Source organism: Mesorhizobium qingshengii (assembly GCF_027563465.1).
GTDB lineage: Bacteria > Pseudomonadota > Alphaproteobacteria > Rhizobiales > Rhizobiaceae > Mesorhizobium > Mesorhizobium qingshengii_A.
In genome coordinates, this window is sequence record NZ_JAPFQA010000005.1 from 79,048 (window position 1) to 98,203 (window position 19,156).

Here is a 19,156-nt window from a genome sequence, read left to right on the forward strand (position 1 = left end):
CCACTCGCGCCGCAAGCCGCGTAAATAGGACGGCTCGCCTTGGAATTTCAAGGAAATAACGCCATACGACGGCGGAATGGCTTTTGACGGGACCAACTGGACGAAAATGGCCGGAATACGCGCCTATCTCGACTACAATGCCAGTGCGCCGCTGCTTGCGGTGGCGCGTGAGGCTATGGTCGCGGCGCTTGATGTCGCCGCCAACCCGTCGTCGGTCCACGCCGAGGGGCGTGCCGCACGACGCCTGATCGAGACCGCAAGGCGTGACGTGGCGGCGCTGGTCAACGCCAAGGCCGAGCATGTCGTGTTCACCTCCGGCGCGACGGAAGCCGCCTCGACGCTGCTGACACCCGACTGGCGGATGGGACGCGGCACGGTGCGCATGAGCCGGCTCTACGTGTCCGAGGCCGATCATCCCTGCCTGTTGAATGGCGGACGCTTCCCGGCAGAGCAGGTGACGCGGATCGGCGTTGACGCCAACGGCATCGTCGACCTTGCGGCCTTGGCCGTGGCGCTTGCCGTGCATGACAAGGCCGATGGCCTGCCGCTGGTTGCAATCCATGCCGCCAACAACGAGACCGGGGTGATCCAGCCGATCGACCGGATTGCCGGGATAGTCAAGGCGGCGGGCGGTATTCTCGTCGTTGACGCCGTTCAGGCCGCGGGGCGCGTTCCGATCGATATGTCAGCGGGTTACGCCGACTATCTCATTTTGTCTTCGCACAAGATCGGCGGCCCCAAGGGCGCCGGCGCCATCGTCGCCGCCTCGGATCTGATGATGCCGAAGCCCCTGATCAGTGGCGGTGGCCAGGAGAAGGGCCATCGCGGCGGCACGGAAAACCTCGCCGCCATCGCTGGTTTTGGCGCGGCCGCGCGCGAGGCTAAGACCGGGCTGCCGGCCATGGATGCGGTCAGGCATCGCCGCGACGAGATCGAAGCCATCGTGAAAATGCTGGTGCCGGACGTGGAAATCTTCGGAACCGGTTCGCCAAGGCTTGCCAACACGACATTCTTCGCTATTGCGGGCGTCAAGGCCGAAACCGCGCAGATCGCCTTCGATCTGGCCGGTGTGGCTCTGTCCGCCGGCTCCGCCTGTTCTTCGGGCAAGGTCGGGCCGAGCCATGTGCTGAAAGCCATGGGGCACGGTGACAGCGTTGGCGCCTTGCGCGTGTCGATCGGTTCAGCGACCGGCGCGCAGGACATCGAGCTGTTCCGCACCGCGTTGGCGGGGATCGCCGCGCGGCAAACCGCCAGGGACAAGGCGGACAGGGAAAAGGCCGCATGAGCGGCCAGGGATAGACAGGCTTCACGGCCTGGTAGAGCCGTGCGTTTCATGCTGGCCGGGTGAATTTCCGGTCGGAACGTACTATATGGAACTTACGCTGCCGGGGACTGCCCTTTGGGTGCTCATTTTGGCGGTGCCATAGTTTGAAAACTGCCGGGCCTTGACCCCGGCGTGGATGGAGAACGCTTATGCCTGCTGTGCAGGAGACGATCGATCGAGTCCGCAAGATCGATGTCGACCAGTATAAATATGGATTCCAGACCGAAATCGCGATGGACAAGGCCCCCAAGGGGCTGAGCGAAGACATCATCCGTTTCATTTCGGCCAAGAAGGACGAACCGTCCTGGATGCTGGAATGGCGTCTGGAAGCCTATCGCCGCTGGCTGACGCTTGACGAGCCGACCTGGGCGCGCGTCCACTATCCCAAGATCGATTTCCAGGACATCTACTTCTATGCGGCGCCCAAGAGCACGCCCGGCCCGACCTCGCTCAGCGATGTCGATCCCGAACTGCTGAAAGTCTATGAAAAGCTCGGCATTCCGCTGAGGGAGCAGGAAATCCTCGCCGGCGTGCAGAAGACCGACGCCTCGGAGCTCGAGGAAGCCAGCGACAATGTCTACAAATCGGGCCGTGTCGCTGTCGACGCGGTGTTCGATTCCGTCTCCGTCGTCACCACCTTCAAGAAGGAGCTGGCGCAGGCCGGCGTCATATTCTGCTCGATCTCGGAAGCCATTCGCGAGCATCCGGAACTGGTGAAGAAATATCTCGGTTCGGTCGTGCCGACTTCCGACAACTACTACGCCACGCTGAATTCAGCTGTGTTCACCGACGGGTCCTTCGTCTTCGTGCCCAAGGGCGTGCGCTGCCCGATGGAACTGTCGACCTATTTCCGCATGAACGAGAAGAACACCGGTCAGTTCGAACGCACGCTGATCATCGCCGAGGAGGGGGCTTACGTCTCCTATCTCGAAGGCTGCACGGCGCCGCAGCGCGACGAGAACCAGCTTCATGCCGCGGTTGTCGAACTGGTGGCGCTCGACGATGCCGAGATCAAATATTCGACGGTGCAGAACTGGTACCCCGGCGACGCCGAGGGCAAGGGTGGCATCTATAATTTCGTCACCAAGCGCGGCGACTGCCGTGGCGACCGCTCGAAGATCTCGTGGACGCAGGTCGAGACCGGCTCGGCCATCACCTGGAAATATCCGAGCTGCATCCTGCGCGGCGACGATTCCAGCGGCGAGTTCTATTCGATCGCGGTGTCGAACGGCTATCAGCAGGTCGATAGCGGCACCAAGATGATCCATCTTGGCAAGAACACGTCGAGCCGCATCATCTCCAAGGGCATCGCCGCCGGCTTCTCGCAGAACACCTATCGCGGCCAGGTTTCGGCGCACCGCAAGGCGACCAACGCCCGCAACTTCACCAACTGTGACTCGCTGCTGATCGGCGACCAGTGCGGCGCGCACACCGTGCCCTACATGGAAGCCAAGAATTCAACGGCGCAGTTCGAACACGAGGCGACGACGTCCAAGATTTCCGAGGACCAGAAGTTCTACGTCATGCAGCGCGGCATCCCCGAGGAAGAGGCGATCGCGCTGATCGTCAACGGCTTCGTCAAGGACGTCATCCAGCAATTGCCGATGGAGTTCGCCGTCGAGGCGCAGAAGCTGATCGGCATCTCGCTTGAGGGCTCGGTCGGCTGACCGGACAGATATTCAGGAAACAAAAGAATGCTTGAGATCAAGAACCTGCACGCCCGCATCGTCGATGACGGCACCGAAATCATCCGCGGCCTGAACCTGACGGTGAAAGCCGGCGAGGTCGCCGCCATCATGGGCCCGAACGGCTCGGGCAAATCGACGCTGTCCTACATCCTCGCCGGCCGCGAGGACTACGAGGTGACCGAGGGCGACATCCTCTACAACGGCCAGTCGATCCTCGGAATGGATCCGGCCGAGCGCGCCACGTCGGGCATCTTCCTCGCCTTCCAGTATCCGATGGAGATACCGGGCGTGGCGACCATGGAATTCTTGAAGGTTGCGATGAACGAGCAGCGCAAGGCGCGTGGCGAAGAACCGCTGAAGATCCCGGAGTTCCTGAAGCGGGTAAAGGAAGCCGCCGCGTCGCTCAGCATGGACATGGCGATGCTGAAGCGGCCGCTCAATGTCGGCTTCTCCGGCGGCGAGAAGAAGCGCGCCGAAATCCTGCAGATGAAGCTGCTGGAGCCAAAACTCTGCGTGCTCGACGAAACCGATTCCGGCCTCGACATCGATGCGCTGAAGATCGTTTCCGACGGCGTCAACGCGCTGCGCGCGCCAGACCGCGCATTCCTGGTCATCACCCACTACCAGCGCCTGCTTGAACACATCGTGCCTGACACAGTGCACGTGCTCTACAAGGGCCAGGTCATCAAGTCCGGCGACAAGTCGCTGGCGCTCGACCTTGAAGCCAATGGCTATGCCGGCGTGATCGGCGAAGCCGCGTGAGATGCCAGAAGCCAAGGCAAGACTGATGAATATGCACACACAGCCCCAGCGGACACCGGCCGAGACGGCGTTGATCGACGCCTTCGGCGAACGGTTGTCGCTGCTGCCGGGCGACGGCGCGGTGATGCTGAAGCGCGACGACGCCATCGAGGCGATCAAGCACGGCCTGCCGACGCGGCGCATCGAATCCTGGCACTACACGGACCTGCGCCGGCTGCTGAATGCGGTGCCGGACTTCGATCCGGCCGCGGCGGTTAAAGCCATTGCTCCGATCGTGGAAGGCTCGGCCGTGTTGGCCGTCCTGAACGGCGTATCGAATACGAAGGTGCCGGCCGTTGAGGGCGTCACGGTGCAGCGCCTGACGGAAAAGCTGATCGACGGCAGCATCGCGCCGGGGCTCGATCCCTATGGCAGCGACGATGCCATCGGCGCGCTGAACACGGCCTTTGTTGCCGACGGTTACTTTGTCGACATCGCCGATGGCGCCGAACTGGACAAGCCGATCGAACTGCAGAACCTGCAGGCCGGTGGCCAGACCCATGTGCGCCTGCCGGTGCGGGTCGGCGCTGGCGCCAAGGCAATCATCGTCGAGCGTCAGACGGGTGACGGGGCTGCCCTGGTCAGTTCGGTCAGCCAACTTGTGCTCGGCGAGGGCGCCGAAGTGACGTGGCTGATCGTCCAGGAGCAGCCGGAAACGGCGACGCATCTGGCGCAGTTCAAGGCCCATATCGGCAAGAATGCCAAACTGACGCTGTTCGTCATGAATGCCGGCGGCAAGCTTGTGCGCCAGGAGATCATGGTCAAGACCACGGGCGAGGGCGCCGATTTCAAGCTGCGTGGTATCAACCTGCTTGCAGGCGACACCCATAGCGACGTGACCATGGTGCTCGACCACACCGTGCCGCATACGACCTCGACGGAAGTGATCCGCAATGTGGTGACGGGCAAGGCGCGCGGCGTCTTCCAGGGCCGCATCAACGTCCATCAGTACGCGCAGAAGACGAATGCCAAGATGGCCTGCAACACGCTGCTGTTGTCGGACGACGGCGAGTTCTCGACCAAGCCCGAACTTGAAATCTTCGCCGACGACGTCGTCTGCGGCCATGGTGCGACGGTGACCGAAATAGACCATGACCATCTATTCTACCTGATGGCGCGTGGCATCGACGAGAAGAGCGCGCGGGGGTTGCTTGTGAAGGCCTTTGTCGCCGAGGTGATCGAGGAATTGGACGACGAGACGATTGTCGAGGCGCTCGAAGCGCGGCTTGACGACTGGTTCGTGGCACACGGGTGATCCTGATGAACGCTCCAGGCAAGATCGGAGACTTCTACGACGTCGAAGCGATCCGCCGCGACTTCCCGATCCTGTCGCGGGAAGTCTATGGCAAGCCGCTGGTCTATCTCGACAACGGCGCCTCGGCGCAGAAGCCGCAGGTGGTGCTGGATACAATCCAGCACGCCTACAGCCAGGAATATGCCAACGTCCACCGCGGCCTGCATTTCTTGTCCAATGCCGCGACCGATGCGTATGAAAAGGCGCGCGAGACGGTGCGCCGGTTCCTCAACGCGCCGAGCACCGACAACATCGTCTTCACCTCGAACACGACGTCGGCGATCAACACGGTCGCCTATGGCTATGGCATGCCCAACATCGGCGAGGGCGACGAGATCGTGCTGTCGATCATGGAGCACCATTCCAACATCGTGCCGTGGCATTTCATCCGCGAGCGGCAGGGCGCCAGGCTGGTCTGGGTCCCGGTCGACGATCTCGGCGTCTTCCACATCGAGGAATTCGAGAAGCGGCTGACCGACCGCACCAAGCTTGTCGCCATCACGCAGATGTCGAATGCGCTGGGCACGGTGACGCCGATCAAGGAGATCGTGCGTATTGCGCATGCGCGCGGCATTCCAGTGCTGGTCGACGGCAGCCAGAGCGCCGTGCATATGCCGATCGACGTGCAGGATCTCGACTGCGACTTCTTCGTCTTCACCGGCCACAAGGTCTACGGCCCCTCCGGCATCGGCGTGCTCTACGGCAAGAAGGACATTCTCCTGGGCATGCGACCGTTCATGGGCGGTGGCGAGATGATCGAGGAAGTGACGGAAGACATCGTCACCTACAACGAGCCGCCGCATCGCTTCGAGGCCGGCACGCCGCCGATCGTCCAGGCAATCGGGCTGGGCGCCGCACTTGACTATATGGAAAAGGTCGGCCGCGAGCGCATTGCCACACACGAGGAAGACCTCAAGACCTATGCCCACGAGCGGCTGCGCGCGATCAATTCGCTGCGCATCTTCGGCGACGCACCGGGCAAGGGGGCGATCATCTCCTTCGAGTTGCAGGGCATTCATGCCCATGACGTATCGATGGTGATAGACAGGCAGGGCGTTGCAGTGCGGGCAGGCACCCATTGCGCCCAGCCGCTGTTGAAACGTTTTGGCGTAACCTCCACATGCAGGGCATCGTTCGGCATGTATAATACCAGGGCGGAAGTCGACGCTTTGGCGGAAGCGCTCGAAAAAGCGCGAAAGTTCTTCGGGTGACGATCATGGATGATGCTAGCCATACCACAGAGACCGCACCGGAAGCGGCCATCAACCCGCTGGTTTCCGCTTCGGCCATTCCCGCCGACGAATTGGCACGGCTGACCGACGACATCGTCTCGGCGCTGAAGACCGTCTACGACCCGGAAATCCCGGCCGACATCTACGAGCTTGGCCTTATCTACAAGATCGACATCGAGGACGACCGCTCGGTCAAGATCGACATGACGCTGACCGCGCCGGGCTGTCCGGTGGCCGGCGAAATGCCCGGCTGGGTGGAAAATGCCGTCGGCGCCGTCGAAGGCGTGTCCGGCGTCGAGGTCAACATGACCTTCGACCCGCCCTGGTCGCCCGACCGCATGTCGGAAGAGGCGCAGGTGGCGGTGGGTTGGTATTGATTCTAGCCGGCCTTGCCGCTGAAAGCCTGGAAGTAGATATCGACGGCTTGGGAAAAGTCATCGAATTTCACGCCAAACTCGGTTGTTGCAATGCATAACCCGTCAGCGCCGACGGATTGATTGGCGACGCGAGTCCATCGCGCCATCCTTGCAAGAGGCAGTTTGCGCCAGGCCGCGTCCGAGATTTTAAGCACAACTACCTTGTTGTTCCGGTAATTCCACACCGAGACCTTTTCCACCTCAGGCCAGGGAATGAATGCCGATGAGACTCGGCTGTCCCATAGGCCAGCGGGTGAGAGTTTGATGATGGGGATGTTGGATTTCAGACATCTCGAGCCCTTAAGGAGGAAGGCGGTGAAGAACAGCAACGTACCCGCCCATCCGGCAAACTGCACGAAGCTGCCGGGAGCAACGTTTGGCAAGACCGGCCAACCCGCTGCCAGACTCACAGCCGCACAAGCCAGAGTGAGCGCTGCCAGCGAGAACAATCGCGCTGCCGACGCCCGAAATTCGACCGTCTGATTCACATCGACTGCCATTCCATCTCCTTGCCAGAGCGTTTGCAGTACGCAGCTAGGCAAACAAGTTTCTTGGACACACATTGCGGTTCAATTTGAGGGCGATCAAGGGGTTGCACCGGCCGACAATCTTCACCATCTTAGGGAAGACTCATTCCGCAGGCCTTGAACTTGCGTGAACGCGGGGAAAATGAATGGGACGCTTCGCCGTCATCACAATGACCGAAAAGGCCGCCGACCGGGTGCGCGAGATCGTCGCCACCCGCGACAACGCGCATGGCATTCGCCTCGGCATCAAGAAGGGCGGCTGCGCCGGCATGGAATACACGGTCGATCTGGTGACCGAACCCAACACCAAGGACGACCACATCGAGCGCGACGGCGCGCATGTCTATGTGGCGCCTGAGGCGGCCCTGTTCCTGTTCGGCACCGAGATGGATTTCGAGCAGACGACGCTGCGCACCGGTTTCACCTTCCACAATCCGAACCAGAGTTCGGCCTGCGGCTGCGGCGAATCCGTCGAACTGAAGCCGGCTGACTTGAAGGCGCTGGCAGAGGCGCGGGCGTCGGCCTGAGATCTTCCTTCCCCGCAAACGGGGAGAAGGACGCTATTCCACCCACATTTTCATTCGTTTGTGCCACTCGGCGATCGATTCCTCCGGATAGACGTCGAACGTCTTGTCGCCCTTGCCGATATCAGGCTCGACCCAGTTCGCCTTGTACTTCAGCATCAAATGCACCTTGCTTGGAGGCTTCGGCAAGTCGCTGTCGATCGCCGAGGCGAAGGGATGCACCAGTTCCGGCCAGGTCGGATCGTAGAGCCACAGTGACGATCCGCATTTCCTGCAGAAATTCCGCTCGCCTGACGAGACTTCGCACTGCGGATGCTCGTCATCCTCGATCTCGGCTCGATAAACGCCGAGATTGCGCTTGCCGGTAATTTTCATCGTTTTGCAGTCGGCGCCGAGATTGATGGCGAAGCCGCCACCACCCTGTTGCTTGCGGCAGATCGAGCAGTAGCAGAGCATGAACGGCACCGGTGTGTGGCTCTCGACCTCGAAACGCACGGCGTTGCACCGGCACGACCCTTTGAGCAGAAGCGGCATGAAAAACTCCGACGAATTTCGTTCTCAACCTGTCAGCATGGTTTTGGTTGCGGCGATGACAATGCCGGATACCGATGACATGATCGCGGCATGGACAATGAACGCATCGCCGAACTTTTCGAAGGCCTTGGCCCGGTCAGCATCCGGAAACTGTTCGGCGGCAAGGGCATCTATTTCGACGGCGTCATCGTCGCCATCGTACTGCGCGGCGAATTGATGCTGAAGGCGGACGAGCAAAGCGCCCCCGCCTTCGAAGCCGCCGGTTGCAAGCAATGGACCTATACCGGCTCGCGGCACGGCAAGCTGGTCTCCATGCCCTACTGGAGCATTCCCGACAGCGCCTTCGACGACCTGGACGAGATGGCGGTGTGGGCACGCCGCGCCCATGAGGCGGGACGGCGCGCCGGCAAGTAGCTGCGTGGAAACTACAATGCCCTGGCGATCTTCGCCGCCAGTCGAGCATTGTTTTCAACCAGCGCGATGTTGGTCTTCAGGCTCCGGCCGCCGGTCAGTTCGAGGATCTTCGACAGCAGGAATGGCGTCACCGCCTTGCCGGTCACGTTGAGAGCCTCGGCTGCCTTCTGCGCGGCTTCGATATAGGCGGCCATCTCCTCGGCCGGGATTTCGTGGGTCTCCGGCACCGGATTGGCGATCAGCATGCCACCGCTAAGCCCGAGCGCCTGCCGCGTCTGGTAGAAATGCGCGATGTCTTCCGGTCTGTACAAGGTCAACGGCGCGCGGAACGGCGAATGCCGCGACCAGAAGGCCGGCATCGTCTCGCAGCCATGGCCGACCACCGGCACGCCGCGCGTCTCCAGCACTTCCAGCGTCTTTTCAATGTCGAGGATGGCCTTGGCGCCGGCCGATACGACGATGACCGGCGTGCGCGCCAGCTCATCGAGATCGGCGGAAATGTCAAAACTCTTTTCGGCGCCCTTGTGCACGCCGCCGATGCCGCCGGTGGCGAACACCTTGATGCCGACCATATGCGCCGCGATCATGGTGGCGGCGACCGTGGTGCCGCCGGTGCGCCCTTGCGCGACGGCAAAGCCGAGGTCGGCGCGCGACAGCTTCATGGCATCGCCGGTCATGGCGAGCGATTCGCGCTCACCGTCCGAAAGCCCGATCTTGATACGGCCGGCAACCACGGCGATTGTCGCCGGCACGGCGCCGCCGTCGGTGATGATCTTTTCGACGTCCGCCGCCATGGCGCCATTGTCGGGGTAGGGCATGCCGTGGGTGATGATGGTGCTTTCCAGCGCCACCACCGGCCGGCCAGCAGCCAGGGCTTGCGCCACCGGCGCGTGGATATCGATGAAGGGGCGGGCGGTCTCTGGGGTCATCTTGATCTCCAAGCCGGAGTGCGGCGATCCATCGGGACGCGCGGGCGGCGCCCCGGCACTATGAATTTGCCGGTCTCATGCCACTTCCTGCGCATCCGGCACAAGAGCCAGCGCCTCGGAGAAGGTCGCCGCGGTGAAATCGGGAACGGCGTCGGCGCTTTCGATGGCCAGCGTCGCCGCGGCGACGCCCTCGCGCAACGCCCCGCGCAATGGCATGCCGCGCAGCAGGGCAGCGACGGTTGCGCCCGCCAGCGCATCGCCGGCGCCGGTGACGTCCACAACTTTCCTGGGGGCAGGCGGCATGATGGCAAAGATGCCGTCCTGGTCGAAACCCAGCACCGGGCCGCCGCCCGCCGTGACCACAGCGCTGTTGAGACCGGCGCGTTTCAGACCATCAACGATGTCTTGCCCGGACGCCGTACCGTCCAGGCCTGCCAAGGCGACGGCTTCGCGCTGGTTCATGAAGACGACGGCCAGATGGCCGAGGACCGATTTCAAACGCACTATCTTGGCCGGCGAAATGGCAATGGCGAACACGGGCTTGCCGGCGGCAAGCAAAACCAGCCGTTCCAGTGCCGCCGAAGGCAGATTGGCGTCGCACAGAATGGCATCGGCGGCCGCGATCACCTCGCGCACCTTGGAACGACGAATCTGCTTGGGAAACGCCAACTCATAGAGCGCCATGTCGGCAAAACCGACGATCAGCTCGCCCTCGCGGTCGATCAGCGCCGTGTAGCTCGGCGTCGTCCGATCGAGGAACACGGCGGACAGGTCGGCGATGCCTGCTTCCGTGATGGCTCGCGAGACGGTATCGGCGGCGGCATCGCCGCCACGCACCGACAGCAGCGAGGCCGAGACTCCGCGCCGCACCAGACTGCGCAACGCGTTGAAGACGCCGCCGCCGACATCCTCGCGCATCGTGCCCGGATTGGAGGCGGCGGGCACGTAAGCGCCCGAAACCTGGCCGCGCCTGTCGATATGGGCACCGCCCACCGCCAGAATTCTTGGAGATTTCACCATGCTGGCGATATGACCTTTGTTATTCCACCCGCACAAGCGCTAGGCTGCGTGATGGAGCCTCGCATGCAAGGCAACGATTCGGCGGATCGAAACAACCGAGCTGTCTGGCCTAATGCGCGATGCATTCCTGCTCGAGTTCCTGGGACGAAAAAAGAACAAATCTGGATATCGATTGTTTTTCAGATATTTGAGGCCTCTTGCCAAACAAGAACAAAAAAGGTACAAAATGGCAGGGATTACGGATTGTCCGGCCTTCATTGACGACCAAGGGGTGATGTATCATGGCTCAGAATTCTTTGCGGCTTGTAGAGGATAAGGCAGTGGACAAATCAAAAGCTCTGGACGCGGCGCTGTCGCAAATCGAGCGGGCTTTCGGCAAGGGCTCGATCATGCGACTCGGCGCGAACGAGCAGGTCGTCGAGATCGAAACGGTGCCGACCGGCTCGCTTGGCCTCGACATCGCGCTTGGCGTCGGTGGCCTGCCGCGCGGCCGTATCATCGAGATCTACGGGCCGGAAAGCTCGGGCAAGACGACGCTCGCCCTCCACACTGTGGCTGAAGCCCAGAAGAAGGGCGGCATCTGCGCCTTCGTCGATGCCGAGCACGCGCTTGACCCGGTCTATGCGCGCAAGCTTGGCGTCGATCTCGAGAACCTCCTGATCTCGCAGCCCGACACCGGTGAGCAGGCGCTGGAAATCTGCGACACGCTGGTGCGCTCCGGCGCCATCGACGTGCTGGTGGTCGATTCGGTCGCGGCGCTGACGCCTCGCGCTGAAATCGAAGGCGAGATGGGCGATTCGCTACCCGGCCTGCAGGCCCGGCTGATGAGCCAGGCGCTGCGCAAGCTCACCGCATCGATCTCGCGCTCCAACACCATGGTCATCTTCATCAACCAGATCCGCATGAAGATCGGCGTCATGTTCGGTTCGCCCGAGACCACGACCGGTGGCAACGCGCTGAAATTCTATGCTTCGGTGCGCCTCGACATCCGCCGCATCGGCTCGGTCAAGGACCGCGACGAGGTCGTCGGCAACCAGACCCGCGTCAAGGTGGTCAAGAACAAGCTGGCGCCGCCCTTCAAGGTGGTCGAGTTCGACATCATGTATGGCGAGGGCGTGTCCAAGACCGGCGAACTGGTCGATCTTGGCGTCAAGGCCGGCGTGGTCGAGAAGTCGGGCGCCTGGTTCTCCTACAATTCGCAGCGTCTCGGCCAGGGTCGCGAGAATGCAAAACTGTTCCTGCGCGACAATCCCGACACGGCGCGCGAGATCGAACTGGCGCTCAGGCAGAATGCCGGACTGATCGCCGAGAAATTCCTCGAGAATGGTGGCTCCGAGAGCGGTGACGACGGTTTCGAGGATGAAGCCGGCGCGATGTAGGACATGGTCCGTCAGGGCTTCAGGCTGAGTTCGCGTATTCCAGTTTGAGTTTGCGTATCAATGCGTTTCGAACCGCCGGCCCTGGGTCGGCGGTTTTTGCGTTTTGGTGGTGAGGCAGGCTGGTCGGGATAGTCGGCAAGGCCGCGATTTGGACCAATTCCGTGTTTCTGGACAGGGTGCGGTGCGATCGCTAAAAGGCCAAGTCTATCTTCCAGGACGCAAGAGCCCATTTTCCGTCGGCTGGCCGGCGGTTCTCTCGAAAAGGCAGCATTCATGAGTGGCGTGAACGAGATCCGGTCGACATTTCTCGACTACTTCCGCAAGGAGGGTCACGAGATCGTTGCGTCGAGCCCGCTGGTGCCGCGCAACGATCCGACGCTGATGTTCACCAACGCCGGCATGGTGCAGTTCAAGAACGTCTTCACCGGCCTTGAGAAGCGGCCCTATTCGCGCGCCTCGACCGCCCAGAAGAGCGTTCGCGCCGGCGGCAAGCACAACGACCTCGACAATGTCGGCTATACCGCGCGCCATCTGACCTTCTTCGAGATGCTCGGCAATTTCTCCTTCGGCGACTACTTCAAGGAGCGTGCGATCGAGCTTGCCTGGAACCTGATCACCAGGGAATTCGGACTGAACAAGGACAAGCTGCTGGTCACCGTCTATCATACGGACGATGAGGCGGCCGGCTTCTGGAAGAAGATCGCCGGGTTTTCGGACGACCGCATCATTCGCATCGCGACCTCGGACAATTTCTGGGCGATGGGTGATACCGGGCCTTGCGGCCCATGCTCGGAGATTTTCATCGACCGGGGCGAGCACATCTGGGGCGGCCCTCCCGGCAGTCCGGAGGAGGACGGGGATCGTTTCCTCGAATTCTGGAACCTGGTGTTCATGCAGTATGAACAGGTGACGAAGGAGGAGCGCATCGACCTGCCGCGCCCTTCCATCGACACCGGCATGGGCCTGGAGCGCATGGCGTCGATTCTGCAAGGGGTGGAAAGCGTCTTTGAAACCGATCTGTTCCGTCACCTGATCGACGCGGCGTCGTCGGCGATCGGGCATGGCCCCGACAAGGAAACCGTCGCGTCGTTCCGCGTCATCGCGGATCATCTGCGCTCGTCCTCGTTCCTGGTGGCCGACGGCGTGCTGCCGTCGAACGAAGGCCGTGGCTATGTCCTGCGCCGCATCATGCGGCGCGCCATGCGCCATGCGCAGTTGCTTGGCTCACGTGATCCGCTGATGTGGCGCCTGGTGCCGGCGCTGGTGCGCGAGATGGGCCAGGCCTATCCGGAACTGGTGCGCGGCGAACAGTTGATCACCGAGACGCTGAAGCTCGAGGAAACCAGGTTCCGCAAGACGCTGGTGCGCGGCCTCGGCCTGCTTTCGGAGGCTACGGAAAAGCTGCATGCCGGCGACATGCTGGACGGCGAAACGGCCTTCAAGCTCTACGACACTTACGGGTTCCCGCTCGATCTGACGCAGGATGCGCTGCGCCAGCGCAACATCTCGGTCAATCTTGCCGGCTTCACCGATGCAATGGAGCGGCAGAGGGCCGAGGCGCGCGCGCATTGGGCGGGCTCCGGCGACGCGGCCACCGAGAGGGTCTGGTTCCCGGTGCGCGAGCAGGCGGGCGCCACCGAATTCCTCGGCTACGAGACCGAGCAGGCGGAAGGCCTCATCCAGGCGCTTGTCAGGGATGGCAAGACCGTCGACAGCGCCAGCAAGGGCGAGGCGGTTGCCGTGGTCGTCAACCAGACACCGTTCTACGGCGAGTCCGGTGGCCAGATGGGCGACACCGGCGTCATTTCGGGCGAAGGCTTCTCGATCGACATTTCCGATACGCAGAAGAAGGCTGATGGGCTGTTCGTCCACATCGGCAAGGTGGCCAGCGGCACGGTCAAGACCGGCGCGGCCGTCGAGTTGAAAGTCGACCATGCGCGCCGCACCAGGCTGCGCGCGAACCATTCGGCGACGCATCTGATCCACGAGGCGCTGCGCGAGGTGCTGGGCAGCCATGTCGCGCAGAAGGGCTCGCTGGTCGCGCCCGAGCGCCTGCGCTTCGACATTTCGCACAACAAGCCAATCTCGCCCGAGGAGCTCGAGGAGGTCGAGCGCATGGCCAACGAGATCGTCGTGCAGAACAGTCCGGTTTCCACGCGCCTGATGTCGGTCGACGATGCCATCGCCGAAGGCGCCATGGCGCTGTTTGGCGAGAAATACGGCGACGAGGTGCGTGTCGTGTCGATGGGCACTGGCTTGCATGGCACCAAGGCGAACCGGCCCTATTCGGTCGAACTCTGCGGCGGCACGCATGTCAGGGCGACTGGCGATATCGGTCTGGTGCGTGTCGTTTCGGATAGCGCGGTCGCCGCCGGCGTGCGCCGAATCGAGGCATTGACCGGCGAGGCCGCACGCAGGCATCTCGACGAGCAGGACCGGCGTCTCAAATCGATCGCCGCGACGCTGAAGATTTCGCCGGCCGACGTGCCGGCGCGTGTCGAGGCGCTGCTCGACGAGCGCAAGAGGCTCGAAAAGGAACTGACCGAGGCGCGCAAGAAGCTGGCGCTGGGCGGCGGTGCCGCGGCGGGTGCGCCGTCGGAGAACGAGACGGTTGCGGGTGTCGGCTTCCTCGGCAAGGCGGTCTCCGGTGTCTCGCCGAAGGATTTGAAGCCGTTGGCTGATGCTGGCAAGACGTCTCTCGGCTCCGGCGTCGTTGTCTTCGTCGGCGCCGGCGAGGACAACAAGGCCAGCGTCGTCGTCGCCGTCACCGATGATCTTGTCGGCCGCTTCAGCGCCGTCGATCTGGTGCGCGTGGCCTCCGCCGCATTGGGCGGGCAGGGCGGCGGCGGCCGGCCGGACATGGCCCAGGCCGGCGGCCCGGATGCCTCGAAGGCCAATGATGCGATCGCGGCTGTGAGGGCGGCGCTCGAAGCGGCGTAGGCCACCGAGGGGACTTATCTTCGGTTAGGCAGCGCCGCCCCTCATCTGGCTGCCGCCATCTTCTCCCCGTAAACGGGGCGAAGGACGCTCTTGTCGCTGCTTTCGCCAATCGCCAGCGTTGCAAAGAAGGCGCCTGCGTTGCGACAGCCTCTTTCGCCCCGTTTACGGGGAGAAATGCCCGGCAGGGCAATGAGGGGCGGCGCTAACGCCGAGCAAGTTCGCTCGATTAGCCAACCTTTTCGGTGTGCACAAAGCTCGGGCGTTCGATCACCCGCGCGTACCAGTCCCGAATATCCGCAAACCGAGCCAGCAGCTTTTGCCCCTCGGCGACCTTGACGAAATAGGCAATGATCGGCGCCGCATGCAAATCGGCCAGCGTCAGCTGGTCGCCCAGCAACCATGGCCCCGAGGCTTTCAGCGAGGAGAGCGCCTGCAACGCCGTGCTTGCCTGTGAAAGCCCGCCGGTTATCAGGGCCTCATCCGGCTCAGCCTTTTCCAGCCGCTCGACGGCGACATCCCAGACCATGGCTCGGTAGGCATAGGCGTCGAGCATGCCGATGATCTGGTTCATCGTTGCGCGTGCACGCGGGTCTTTCGGCTGCAGTGCCGGGCCGTCGAACGCTTCGTCGACATATCTGGCAATCGCGCCCGTCTCGTAAAGGCGGAAGCCGTCATGCTCGAAGGCCGGGATGCGGCCGAACGGGTGATGTTCGAGATACCAGGCCGGGATGCCGTCGGCGGCAAAGATGTCGAGCGGCACCAGCTCATAGTCGATGCCTTTCTCCTCCAGCGCCATTCGCGCGATGCGCACGTAGACGCTGTAGTCCGCGCCATAGAGGATTGGCTTGGTCATGCTGTCAGCCCTTCGCTTTCGCTGCCCAAAAAGCGAAGGCTCCTTTCGGAGCCTTCGACATGTGGAAATTTGGGCTCTTACGCCATCGCCTTCTGCAAATTCTCGTCGATCTTGTCGAGGAAACCGGTGGTCGAGAGCCAGGGCTGGTCGGGGCCGATCAGCAGCGACAGGTCCTTGGTCATGAAGCCGGACTCGACTGTCTGGATGCAGACCTTTTCCAGCGTCTCGGCAAAGCGTTTCAGTTCGGCATTGTCGTCGAGCTTGGCGCGGTGGGCGAGGCCGCGCGTCCAGGCGAAGATCGAGGCGATCGAATTGGTCGAGGTCTCCTCGCCTTTCTGGTGCTGGCGGTAGTGGCGGGTGACGGTGCCGTGCGCGGCCTCGGCTTCGACGGTCTTGCCGTCCGGCGTCATCAGCACCGAGGTCATCAGTCCGAGCGAACCGAACCCTTGTGCCACGGTGTCGGACTGGACGTCGCCATCATAGTTCTTGCAGGCCCAGACATAGCCGCCCGACCATTTCAGGCTGGAGGCCACCATGTCGTCGATCAGCCGGTGCTCGTACCACAGCTTCTTCGCCTTGAACTCGGCCTCGAACTCGGCCTCGTAGACTTCCTGGAAAATATCCTTGAAGCGGCCGTCATAGGCCTTGAGGATGGTGTTCTTGGTCGACAGATAGACCGGGTAGTTGCGCAGCAGGCCGTAGTTCAGCGAGGCGCGGGCGAATTCGCGGATCGACTCGTCGAGATTGTACATGGCCATGGCGACACCGGCGCCGGGCGCGTCGAACACCTCATGCTCGATCACCTTGCCGTCCTCGCTGACGAACTTGATCGTCAGCTTGCCCTTGCCGGGGAAGCGGAAGTCGGTGGCGCGGTACTGGTCGCCGAAGGCGTGACGGCCGACGATGATCGGCTTGGTCCAGCCGGGCACCAGGCGCGGCACGTTCTTCATGATGATCGGCTCGCGGAAGATGGTGCCGCCGAGGATGTTGCGGATGGTGCCGTTCGGCGACTTCCACATCTTCTTCAGCTTGAATTCCTCGACGCGCTGCTCGTCGGGCGTGATCGTCGCGCATTTCACGCCGACACCGTATTTCTTGATGGCGTTGGCCGAATCGATGGTCACCTGGTCGTTGGTAGCGTCACGATGCTCGATGCTGAGGTCGTAATATTCGAGTTTGAGGTCGAGATAAGGGTGGATCAGCTTGTCCTTGATGAACTGCCAGATGATGCGGGTCATCTCGTCGCCGTCGAGTTCGACGACCGGGTTCGCCACCTTGATCTTCGCCATGGAAAGAATGCCTCGTTGCTGGGATATGGGACGGCCTTGCCCGCGTGGCGTTCGGCCGGGGGATGCCCGCCCGTATATCAAAGCGTTTTTGGCCGCGCAAACGGCGATCGGTCACGAATGTGGGGCCGTGGCCTCCATCATTTGCGAATGCTTCATTTTAACGGCCGAATGTGGCAGGGGACGCTGAAATGCCGCAAACAGCAGTTCATTGACAATCATGCCAGCCACCGAAGACACCACCACCATTCCCGCCGCCGGTCCGGCCATCATCCTGGTCGAGCCGCAGCTCGGCGAGAACATCGGCATGGTAGCACGCGCCATGGCCAATTTCGGCTTGGTCGAGCTGCGCCTGGTCAACCCGCGCGACGGCTGGCCGAGCGAGAAGGCGCGCGCGGCCGCCAGCCGTGCCGACCATGTCATCGATGCGGTGAAGGTGTTCGACGATCTGGCCTCGGCGCTCGCCGACCTGAACTTCGTTTTCGCCACCACCGCCAGGCAGCGCGACGGCTTCAAAGCCGTGCGCGGCCCGGTGGAGGCGGGCAGGGTGCTCCGCGCCCGTCACGGTATGGGGCAGCGCACCGGCATCCTGTTCGGCCGCGAGCGCTTCGGTCTCTACAATGACGAGGTTGGCCTTGCCGACGAGATCGTCACCTTCCCGGTCGATCCTGATTTCTCCTCGCTCAACATCGCCCAGGCGGCCTTGCTGATGTCCTACGAGTGGATGAAGTCCGGCCTGGAAGACGAGACCAAAACCAACTTTGCCGGCCCAGACATGAAGCCGGCAAGCAAGGAAGAGTTGCACGGCCTGTTCGCCTATCTGGAAGGTGCGCTCGAAGCGCGCGGCTATTTCCGGCCGGCGCCGAAGAAGCCGAAGATGGTCGACAATCTGCGCACCGTGCTGACGCGCGCCGGCTTCGCCGAACCGGAGCTCAAGGTGCTGCGCGGCATCATCTCGTCGCTGGACAGATTTTCGCCGGCGATGCCGCGCGGCGACGGCTCTCCCGGCGACGATCCAAGGCGTTTGCCCGCGGCCGCCGCGCGCGCCCGCAAGGCGGAAGCGGGTCGACCGGCGCCCGACGCCAATGGCGACGACAATGACACGCCGCCGCTCGGCGGCAGGGGAACCGACAATGACTGAGCGGCCGATCCTGATGTTCGATTCCGGCATTGGCGGGCTCACCGTGCTGCGCGAGGCACGCGTCCTGATGCCCGATCGTCGCTTCATCTATGTCGCCGACGATGCCGCCTTCCCCTATGGCGCCTGGGAAGAGCCGGCGCTGAGGGCCCATATACTGGAGTTGTTCGACAAATTGCTAGACCGGTTTGCGCCGGCCATTTCGGTCATCGCCTGCAACACCGCCTCGACGCTGGTGATCGACGCGCTGCGCGAGAGATTTCCCGAGCATCCCTTCGTCGGCATGGTGCCGGCGATCAAGCCGGCCGCGGAACGCACGCGTTCCGGGCTGGTTTCGGTGCTGGCGACGCCCGGCACGGTGAAGCGTCAGTATACGCGGGATCTGATCGGCAAATGGGCGCAGAAGTGCCACGTCCGCCTGGTCGGCAGCGACAATCTGGCGGGATTGGCCGAGATCTACATGCGCGAGGGTTTCGTCGACGAAGAGGCGGTGCGCGCCGAGATCGCGCCCTGCTTCGTCGAACACGATGCGTTGCGGACCGATATCGTCGTGCTCGCCTGCACGCACTATCCCTTTCTGGCCAATCGCATGCGCAAGACGGCGCCCTGGCCGGTCGATTGGCTCGATCCGGCTGAAGCGATTGCGCGCCGGGCGCTTTCGCTTCTCGCGGACATCGATCCGAGCGGTCGTGGCGAGGTGCTCCCGGAAGGCCCCGACCTTGCTGTCTTCACATCGAAAAGAACCGATTTCCCGACCCGTCGCCTGATGCAGGGGTTCGGGCTGGCGATGTCCTGATCCTCGAAGGGAACATCACGGCGGCCGTTGCGTTTTTCTCCTGATGCAAAACGGGAGAACC

The 19,156-nt window shown here is 62.7% G+C and carries 18 protein-coding genes; 12 read left to right on the plus strand and 6 right to left on the minus strand.

Features of this window, described 5'->3' with window-relative positions; genetic code table 11:
* Nucleotides 1-106 precede the first annotated feature (106 nt).
* The 6 genes from OOJ09_RS13670 (at nucleotide 107) to OOJ09_RS13695 (ending at nucleotide 6,716) form a co-directional block, all read left to right on the plus strand.
* Nucleotides 107-1,285 carry a cysteine desulfurase family protein gene (locus tag OOJ09_RS13670; protein WP_269905970.1) on the plus strand — a complete coding sequence of 393 codons (1,179 nt, stop codon included), beginning with the start codon at nucleotides 107-109 and terminating at the stop codon, nucleotides 1,283-1,285.
* Nucleotides 1,286-1,473: 188 nt separating this feature from the next.
* Nucleotides 1,474-2,991 carry a Fe-S cluster assembly protein SufB gene (gene sufB, locus OOJ09_RS13675; protein WP_269905721.1) on the plus strand — a complete coding sequence of 506 codons (1,518 nt, stop codon included), beginning with the start codon at nucleotides 1,474-1,476 and terminating at the stop codon, nucleotides 2,989-2,991.
* A gap of 27 nt (nucleotides 2,992-3,018) precedes the next feature.
* Nucleotides 3,019-3,774: a Fe-S cluster assembly ATPase SufC gene (gene sufC, locus OOJ09_RS13680; protein ID WP_269905722.1), complete on the plus strand. Its 756-nt coding sequence runs from the start codon at nucleotides 3,019-3,021 to the stop codon at nucleotides 3,772-3,774.
* A 25-nt stretch (nucleotides 3,775-3,799) separates the two neighbouring features.
* A complete protein-coding gene (gene sufD / locus OOJ09_RS13685; protein ID WP_269905723.1) occupies nucleotides 3,800-5,068 on the plus strand; it encodes a Fe-S cluster assembly protein SufD in 1,269 nt (422 codons plus the stop codon).
* A gap of 5 nt (nucleotides 5,069-5,073) precedes the next feature.
* Nucleotides 5,074-6,318 (plus strand): cysteine desulfurase, encoded by a 1,245-nt coding sequence (locus OOJ09_RS13690; RefSeq protein ID WP_269905724.1) that lies wholly within the window; start codon nucleotides 5,074-5,076, stop codon nucleotides 6,316-6,318.
* Between the two features lie 5 nt (nucleotides 6,319-6,323).
* Complete coding sequence (locus OOJ09_RS13695; protein WP_256750870.1) at nucleotides 6,324-6,716, plus strand: SUF system Fe-S cluster assembly protein; 393 nt, start codon at nucleotides 6,324-6,326, stop codon at nucleotides 6,714-6,716.
* Between the two features lie 2 nt (nucleotides 6,717-6,718).
* On the opposite strand, the gene OOJ09_RS13700 is transcribed toward OOJ09_RS13695, so the two are convergent.
* Nucleotides 6,719-7,255: an STM3941 family protein gene (locus tag OOJ09_RS13700; RefSeq protein ID WP_269905725.1), complete on the minus strand. Its 537-nt coding sequence runs from the start codon at nucleotides 7,253-7,255 to the stop codon at nucleotides 6,719-6,721.
* 173 nt (nucleotides 7,256-7,428) lie between these two features.
* On the opposite strand from OOJ09_RS13700, the gene sufA reads away from it, so the two are divergent.
* Nucleotides 7,429-7,809 carry a Fe-S cluster assembly scaffold SufA gene (sufA, locus tag OOJ09_RS13705; RefSeq protein WP_013532156.1) on the plus strand — a complete coding sequence of 127 codons (381 nt, stop codon included), beginning with the start codon at nucleotides 7,429-7,431 and terminating at the stop codon, nucleotides 7,807-7,809.
* 33 nt (nucleotides 7,810-7,842) lie between these two features.
* On the opposite strand, the gene OOJ09_RS13710 is transcribed toward sufA, so the two are convergent.
* Complete coding sequence (locus OOJ09_RS13710) at nucleotides 7,843-8,340, minus strand: GFA family protein (protein ID WP_269905726.1); 498 nt, start codon at nucleotides 8,338-8,340, stop codon at nucleotides 7,843-7,845.
* 90 nt (nucleotides 8,341-8,430) lie between these two features.
* Between OOJ09_RS13710 and OOJ09_RS13715 the strand changes: the two genes are divergently transcribed.
* Nucleotides 8,431-8,754, plus strand: a complete 324-nt coding sequence (locus OOJ09_RS13715) for a TfoX/Sxy family protein (protein WP_269905727.1) — start codon at nucleotides 8,431-8,433, stop codon at nucleotides 8,752-8,754.
* A gap of 11 nt (nucleotides 8,755-8,765) precedes the next feature.
* On the opposite strand, the gene OOJ09_RS13720 is transcribed toward OOJ09_RS13715, so the two are convergent.
* Both OOJ09_RS13720 and OOJ09_RS13725 read right to left on the minus strand, forming a co-directional pair.
* Entirely contained in the window at nucleotides 8,766-9,683 is a 918-nt protein-coding gene (locus OOJ09_RS13720) for a pseudouridine-5'-phosphate glycosidase (RefSeq protein WP_269905728.1), read from the minus strand.
* A gap of 75 nt (nucleotides 9,684-9,758) precedes the next feature.
* The gene (locus OOJ09_RS13725) at nucleotides 9,759-10,703 is read right to left on the minus strand and encodes a carbohydrate kinase family protein (RefSeq protein ID WP_269905729.1); all 945 of its coding nucleotides are present in this window, start codon (nucleotides 10,701-10,703) and stop codon (nucleotides 9,759-9,761) included.
* A gap of 281 nt (nucleotides 10,704-10,984) precedes the next feature.
* Between OOJ09_RS13725 and recA the strand changes: the two genes are divergently transcribed.
* The gene (gene recA / locus OOJ09_RS13730; protein ID WP_269905730.1) at nucleotides 10,985-12,082 is read left to right on the plus strand and encodes a recombinase RecA; all 1,098 of its coding nucleotides are present in this window, start codon (nucleotides 10,985-10,987) and stop codon (nucleotides 12,080-12,082) included.
* A 273-nt stretch (nucleotides 12,083-12,355) separates the two neighbouring features.
* A complete protein-coding gene (alaS, locus tag OOJ09_RS13735; RefSeq protein ID WP_269905731.1) occupies nucleotides 12,356-15,022 on the plus strand; it encodes an alanine--tRNA ligase in 2,667 nt (888 codons plus the stop codon).
* A gap of 226 nt (nucleotides 15,023-15,248) precedes the next feature.
* Here the strand turns inward: alaS and OOJ09_RS13740 are convergent, their stop codons facing one another.
* Both OOJ09_RS13740 and OOJ09_RS13745 read right to left on the minus strand, forming a co-directional pair.
* A complete protein-coding gene (locus tag OOJ09_RS13740) occupies nucleotides 15,249-15,875 on the minus strand; it encodes a glutathione S-transferase family protein (protein ID WP_269905732.1) in 627 nt (208 codons plus the stop codon).
* A gap of 77 nt (nucleotides 15,876-15,952) precedes the next feature.
* Nucleotides 15,953-17,164, minus strand: a complete 1,212-nt coding sequence (locus OOJ09_RS13745) for an NADP-dependent isocitrate dehydrogenase (protein ID WP_269905733.1) — start codon at nucleotides 17,162-17,164, stop codon at nucleotides 15,953-15,955.
* A 217-nt stretch (nucleotides 17,165-17,381) separates the two neighbouring features.
* Here OOJ09_RS13745 and OOJ09_RS13750 point away from each other — a divergent pair, with 217 nt between their 5' ends.
* Entirely contained in the window at nucleotides 17,382-18,302 is a 921-nt protein-coding gene (locus tag OOJ09_RS13750) for an RNA methyltransferase (protein WP_269905734.1), read from the plus strand.
* Nucleotides 18,295-19,095 carry a glutamate racemase gene (gene murI / locus OOJ09_RS13755; protein WP_269905735.1) on the plus strand — a complete coding sequence of 267 codons (801 nt, stop codon included), beginning with the start codon at nucleotides 18,295-18,297 and terminating at the stop codon, nucleotides 19,093-19,095. Before OOJ09_RS13750 ends, murI begins: the two co-directional genes overlap by 8 nt.
* The last annotated feature ends 61 nt before the right edge of the window (nucleotides 19,096-19,156 follow it).

What these genes read in the sequence shown, in the direction of transcription:
- OOJ09_RS13670 (WP_269905970.1), top strand. Translation starts at nt 107, where the DNA reads ATGGCCGGAATACGCGCCTATCTCGACTACAATGCCAGTGCGCCGCTG.
- sufB (WP_269905721.1), top strand. Translation starts at nt 1,474, where the DNA reads ATGCCTGCTGTGCAGGAGACGATCGATCGAGTCCGCAAGATCGATGTC.
- sufC (WP_269905722.1), top strand. Translation starts at nt 3,019, where the DNA reads ATGCTTGAGATCAAGAACCTGCACGCCCGCATCGTCGATGACGGCACC.
- sufD (WP_269905723.1), top strand. Translation starts at nt 3,800, where the DNA reads ATGAATATGCACACACAGCCCCAGCGGACACCGGCCGAGACGGCGTTG.
- OOJ09_RS13690 (WP_269905724.1), top strand. Translation starts at nt 5,074, where the DNA reads ATGAACGCTCCAGGCAAGATCGGAGACTTCTACGACGTCGAAGCGATC.
- OOJ09_RS13695 (WP_256750870.1), top strand. Translation starts at nt 6,324, where the DNA reads ATGGATGATGCTAGCCATACCACAGAGACCGCACCGGAAGCGGCCATC.
- OOJ09_RS13700 (WP_269905725.1), bottom strand. Translation starts at nt 7,255, where the DNA reads ATGGCAGTCGATGTGAATCAGACGGTCGAATTTCGGGCGTCGGCAGCG.
- sufA (WP_013532156.1), top strand. Translation starts at nt 7,429, where the DNA reads ATGGGACGCTTCGCCGTCATCACAATGACCGAAAAGGCCGCCGACCGG.
- OOJ09_RS13710 (WP_269905726.1), bottom strand. Translation starts at nt 8,340, where the DNA reads ATGCCGCTTCTGCTCAAAGGGTCGTGCCGGTGCAACGCCGTGCGTTTC.
- OOJ09_RS13715 (WP_269905727.1), top strand. Translation starts at nt 8,431, where the DNA reads ATGGACAATGAACGCATCGCCGAACTTTTCGAAGGCCTTGGCCCGGTC.
- OOJ09_RS13720 (WP_269905728.1), bottom strand. Translation starts at nt 9,683, where the DNA reads ATGACCCCAGAGACCGCCCGCCCCTTCATCGATATCCACGCGCCGGTG.
- OOJ09_RS13725 (WP_269905729.1), bottom strand. Translation starts at nt 10,703, where the DNA reads ATGGTGAAATCTCCAAGAATTCTGGCGGTGGGCGGTGCCCATATCGAC.
- recA (WP_269905730.1), top strand. Translation starts at nt 10,985, where the DNA reads ATGGCTCAGAATTCTTTGCGGCTTGTAGAGGATAAGGCAGTGGACAAA.
- alaS (WP_269905731.1), top strand. Translation starts at nt 12,356, where the DNA reads ATGAGTGGCGTGAACGAGATCCGGTCGACATTTCTCGACTACTTCCGC.
- OOJ09_RS13740 (WP_269905732.1), bottom strand. Translation starts at nt 15,875, where the DNA reads ATGACCAAGCCAATCCTCTATGGCGCGGACTACAGCGTCTACGTGCGC.
- OOJ09_RS13745 (WP_269905733.1), bottom strand. Translation starts at nt 17,164, where the DNA reads ATGGCGAAGATCAAGGTGGCGAACCCGGTCGTCGAACTCGACGGCGAC.
- OOJ09_RS13750 (WP_269905734.1), top strand. Translation starts at nt 17,382, where the DNA reads ATGCCAGCCACCGAAGACACCACCACCATTCCCGCCGCCGGTCCGGCC.
- murI (WP_269905735.1), top strand. Translation starts at nt 18,295, where the DNA reads ATGACTGAGCGGCCGATCCTGATGTTCGATTCCGGCATTGGCGGGCTC.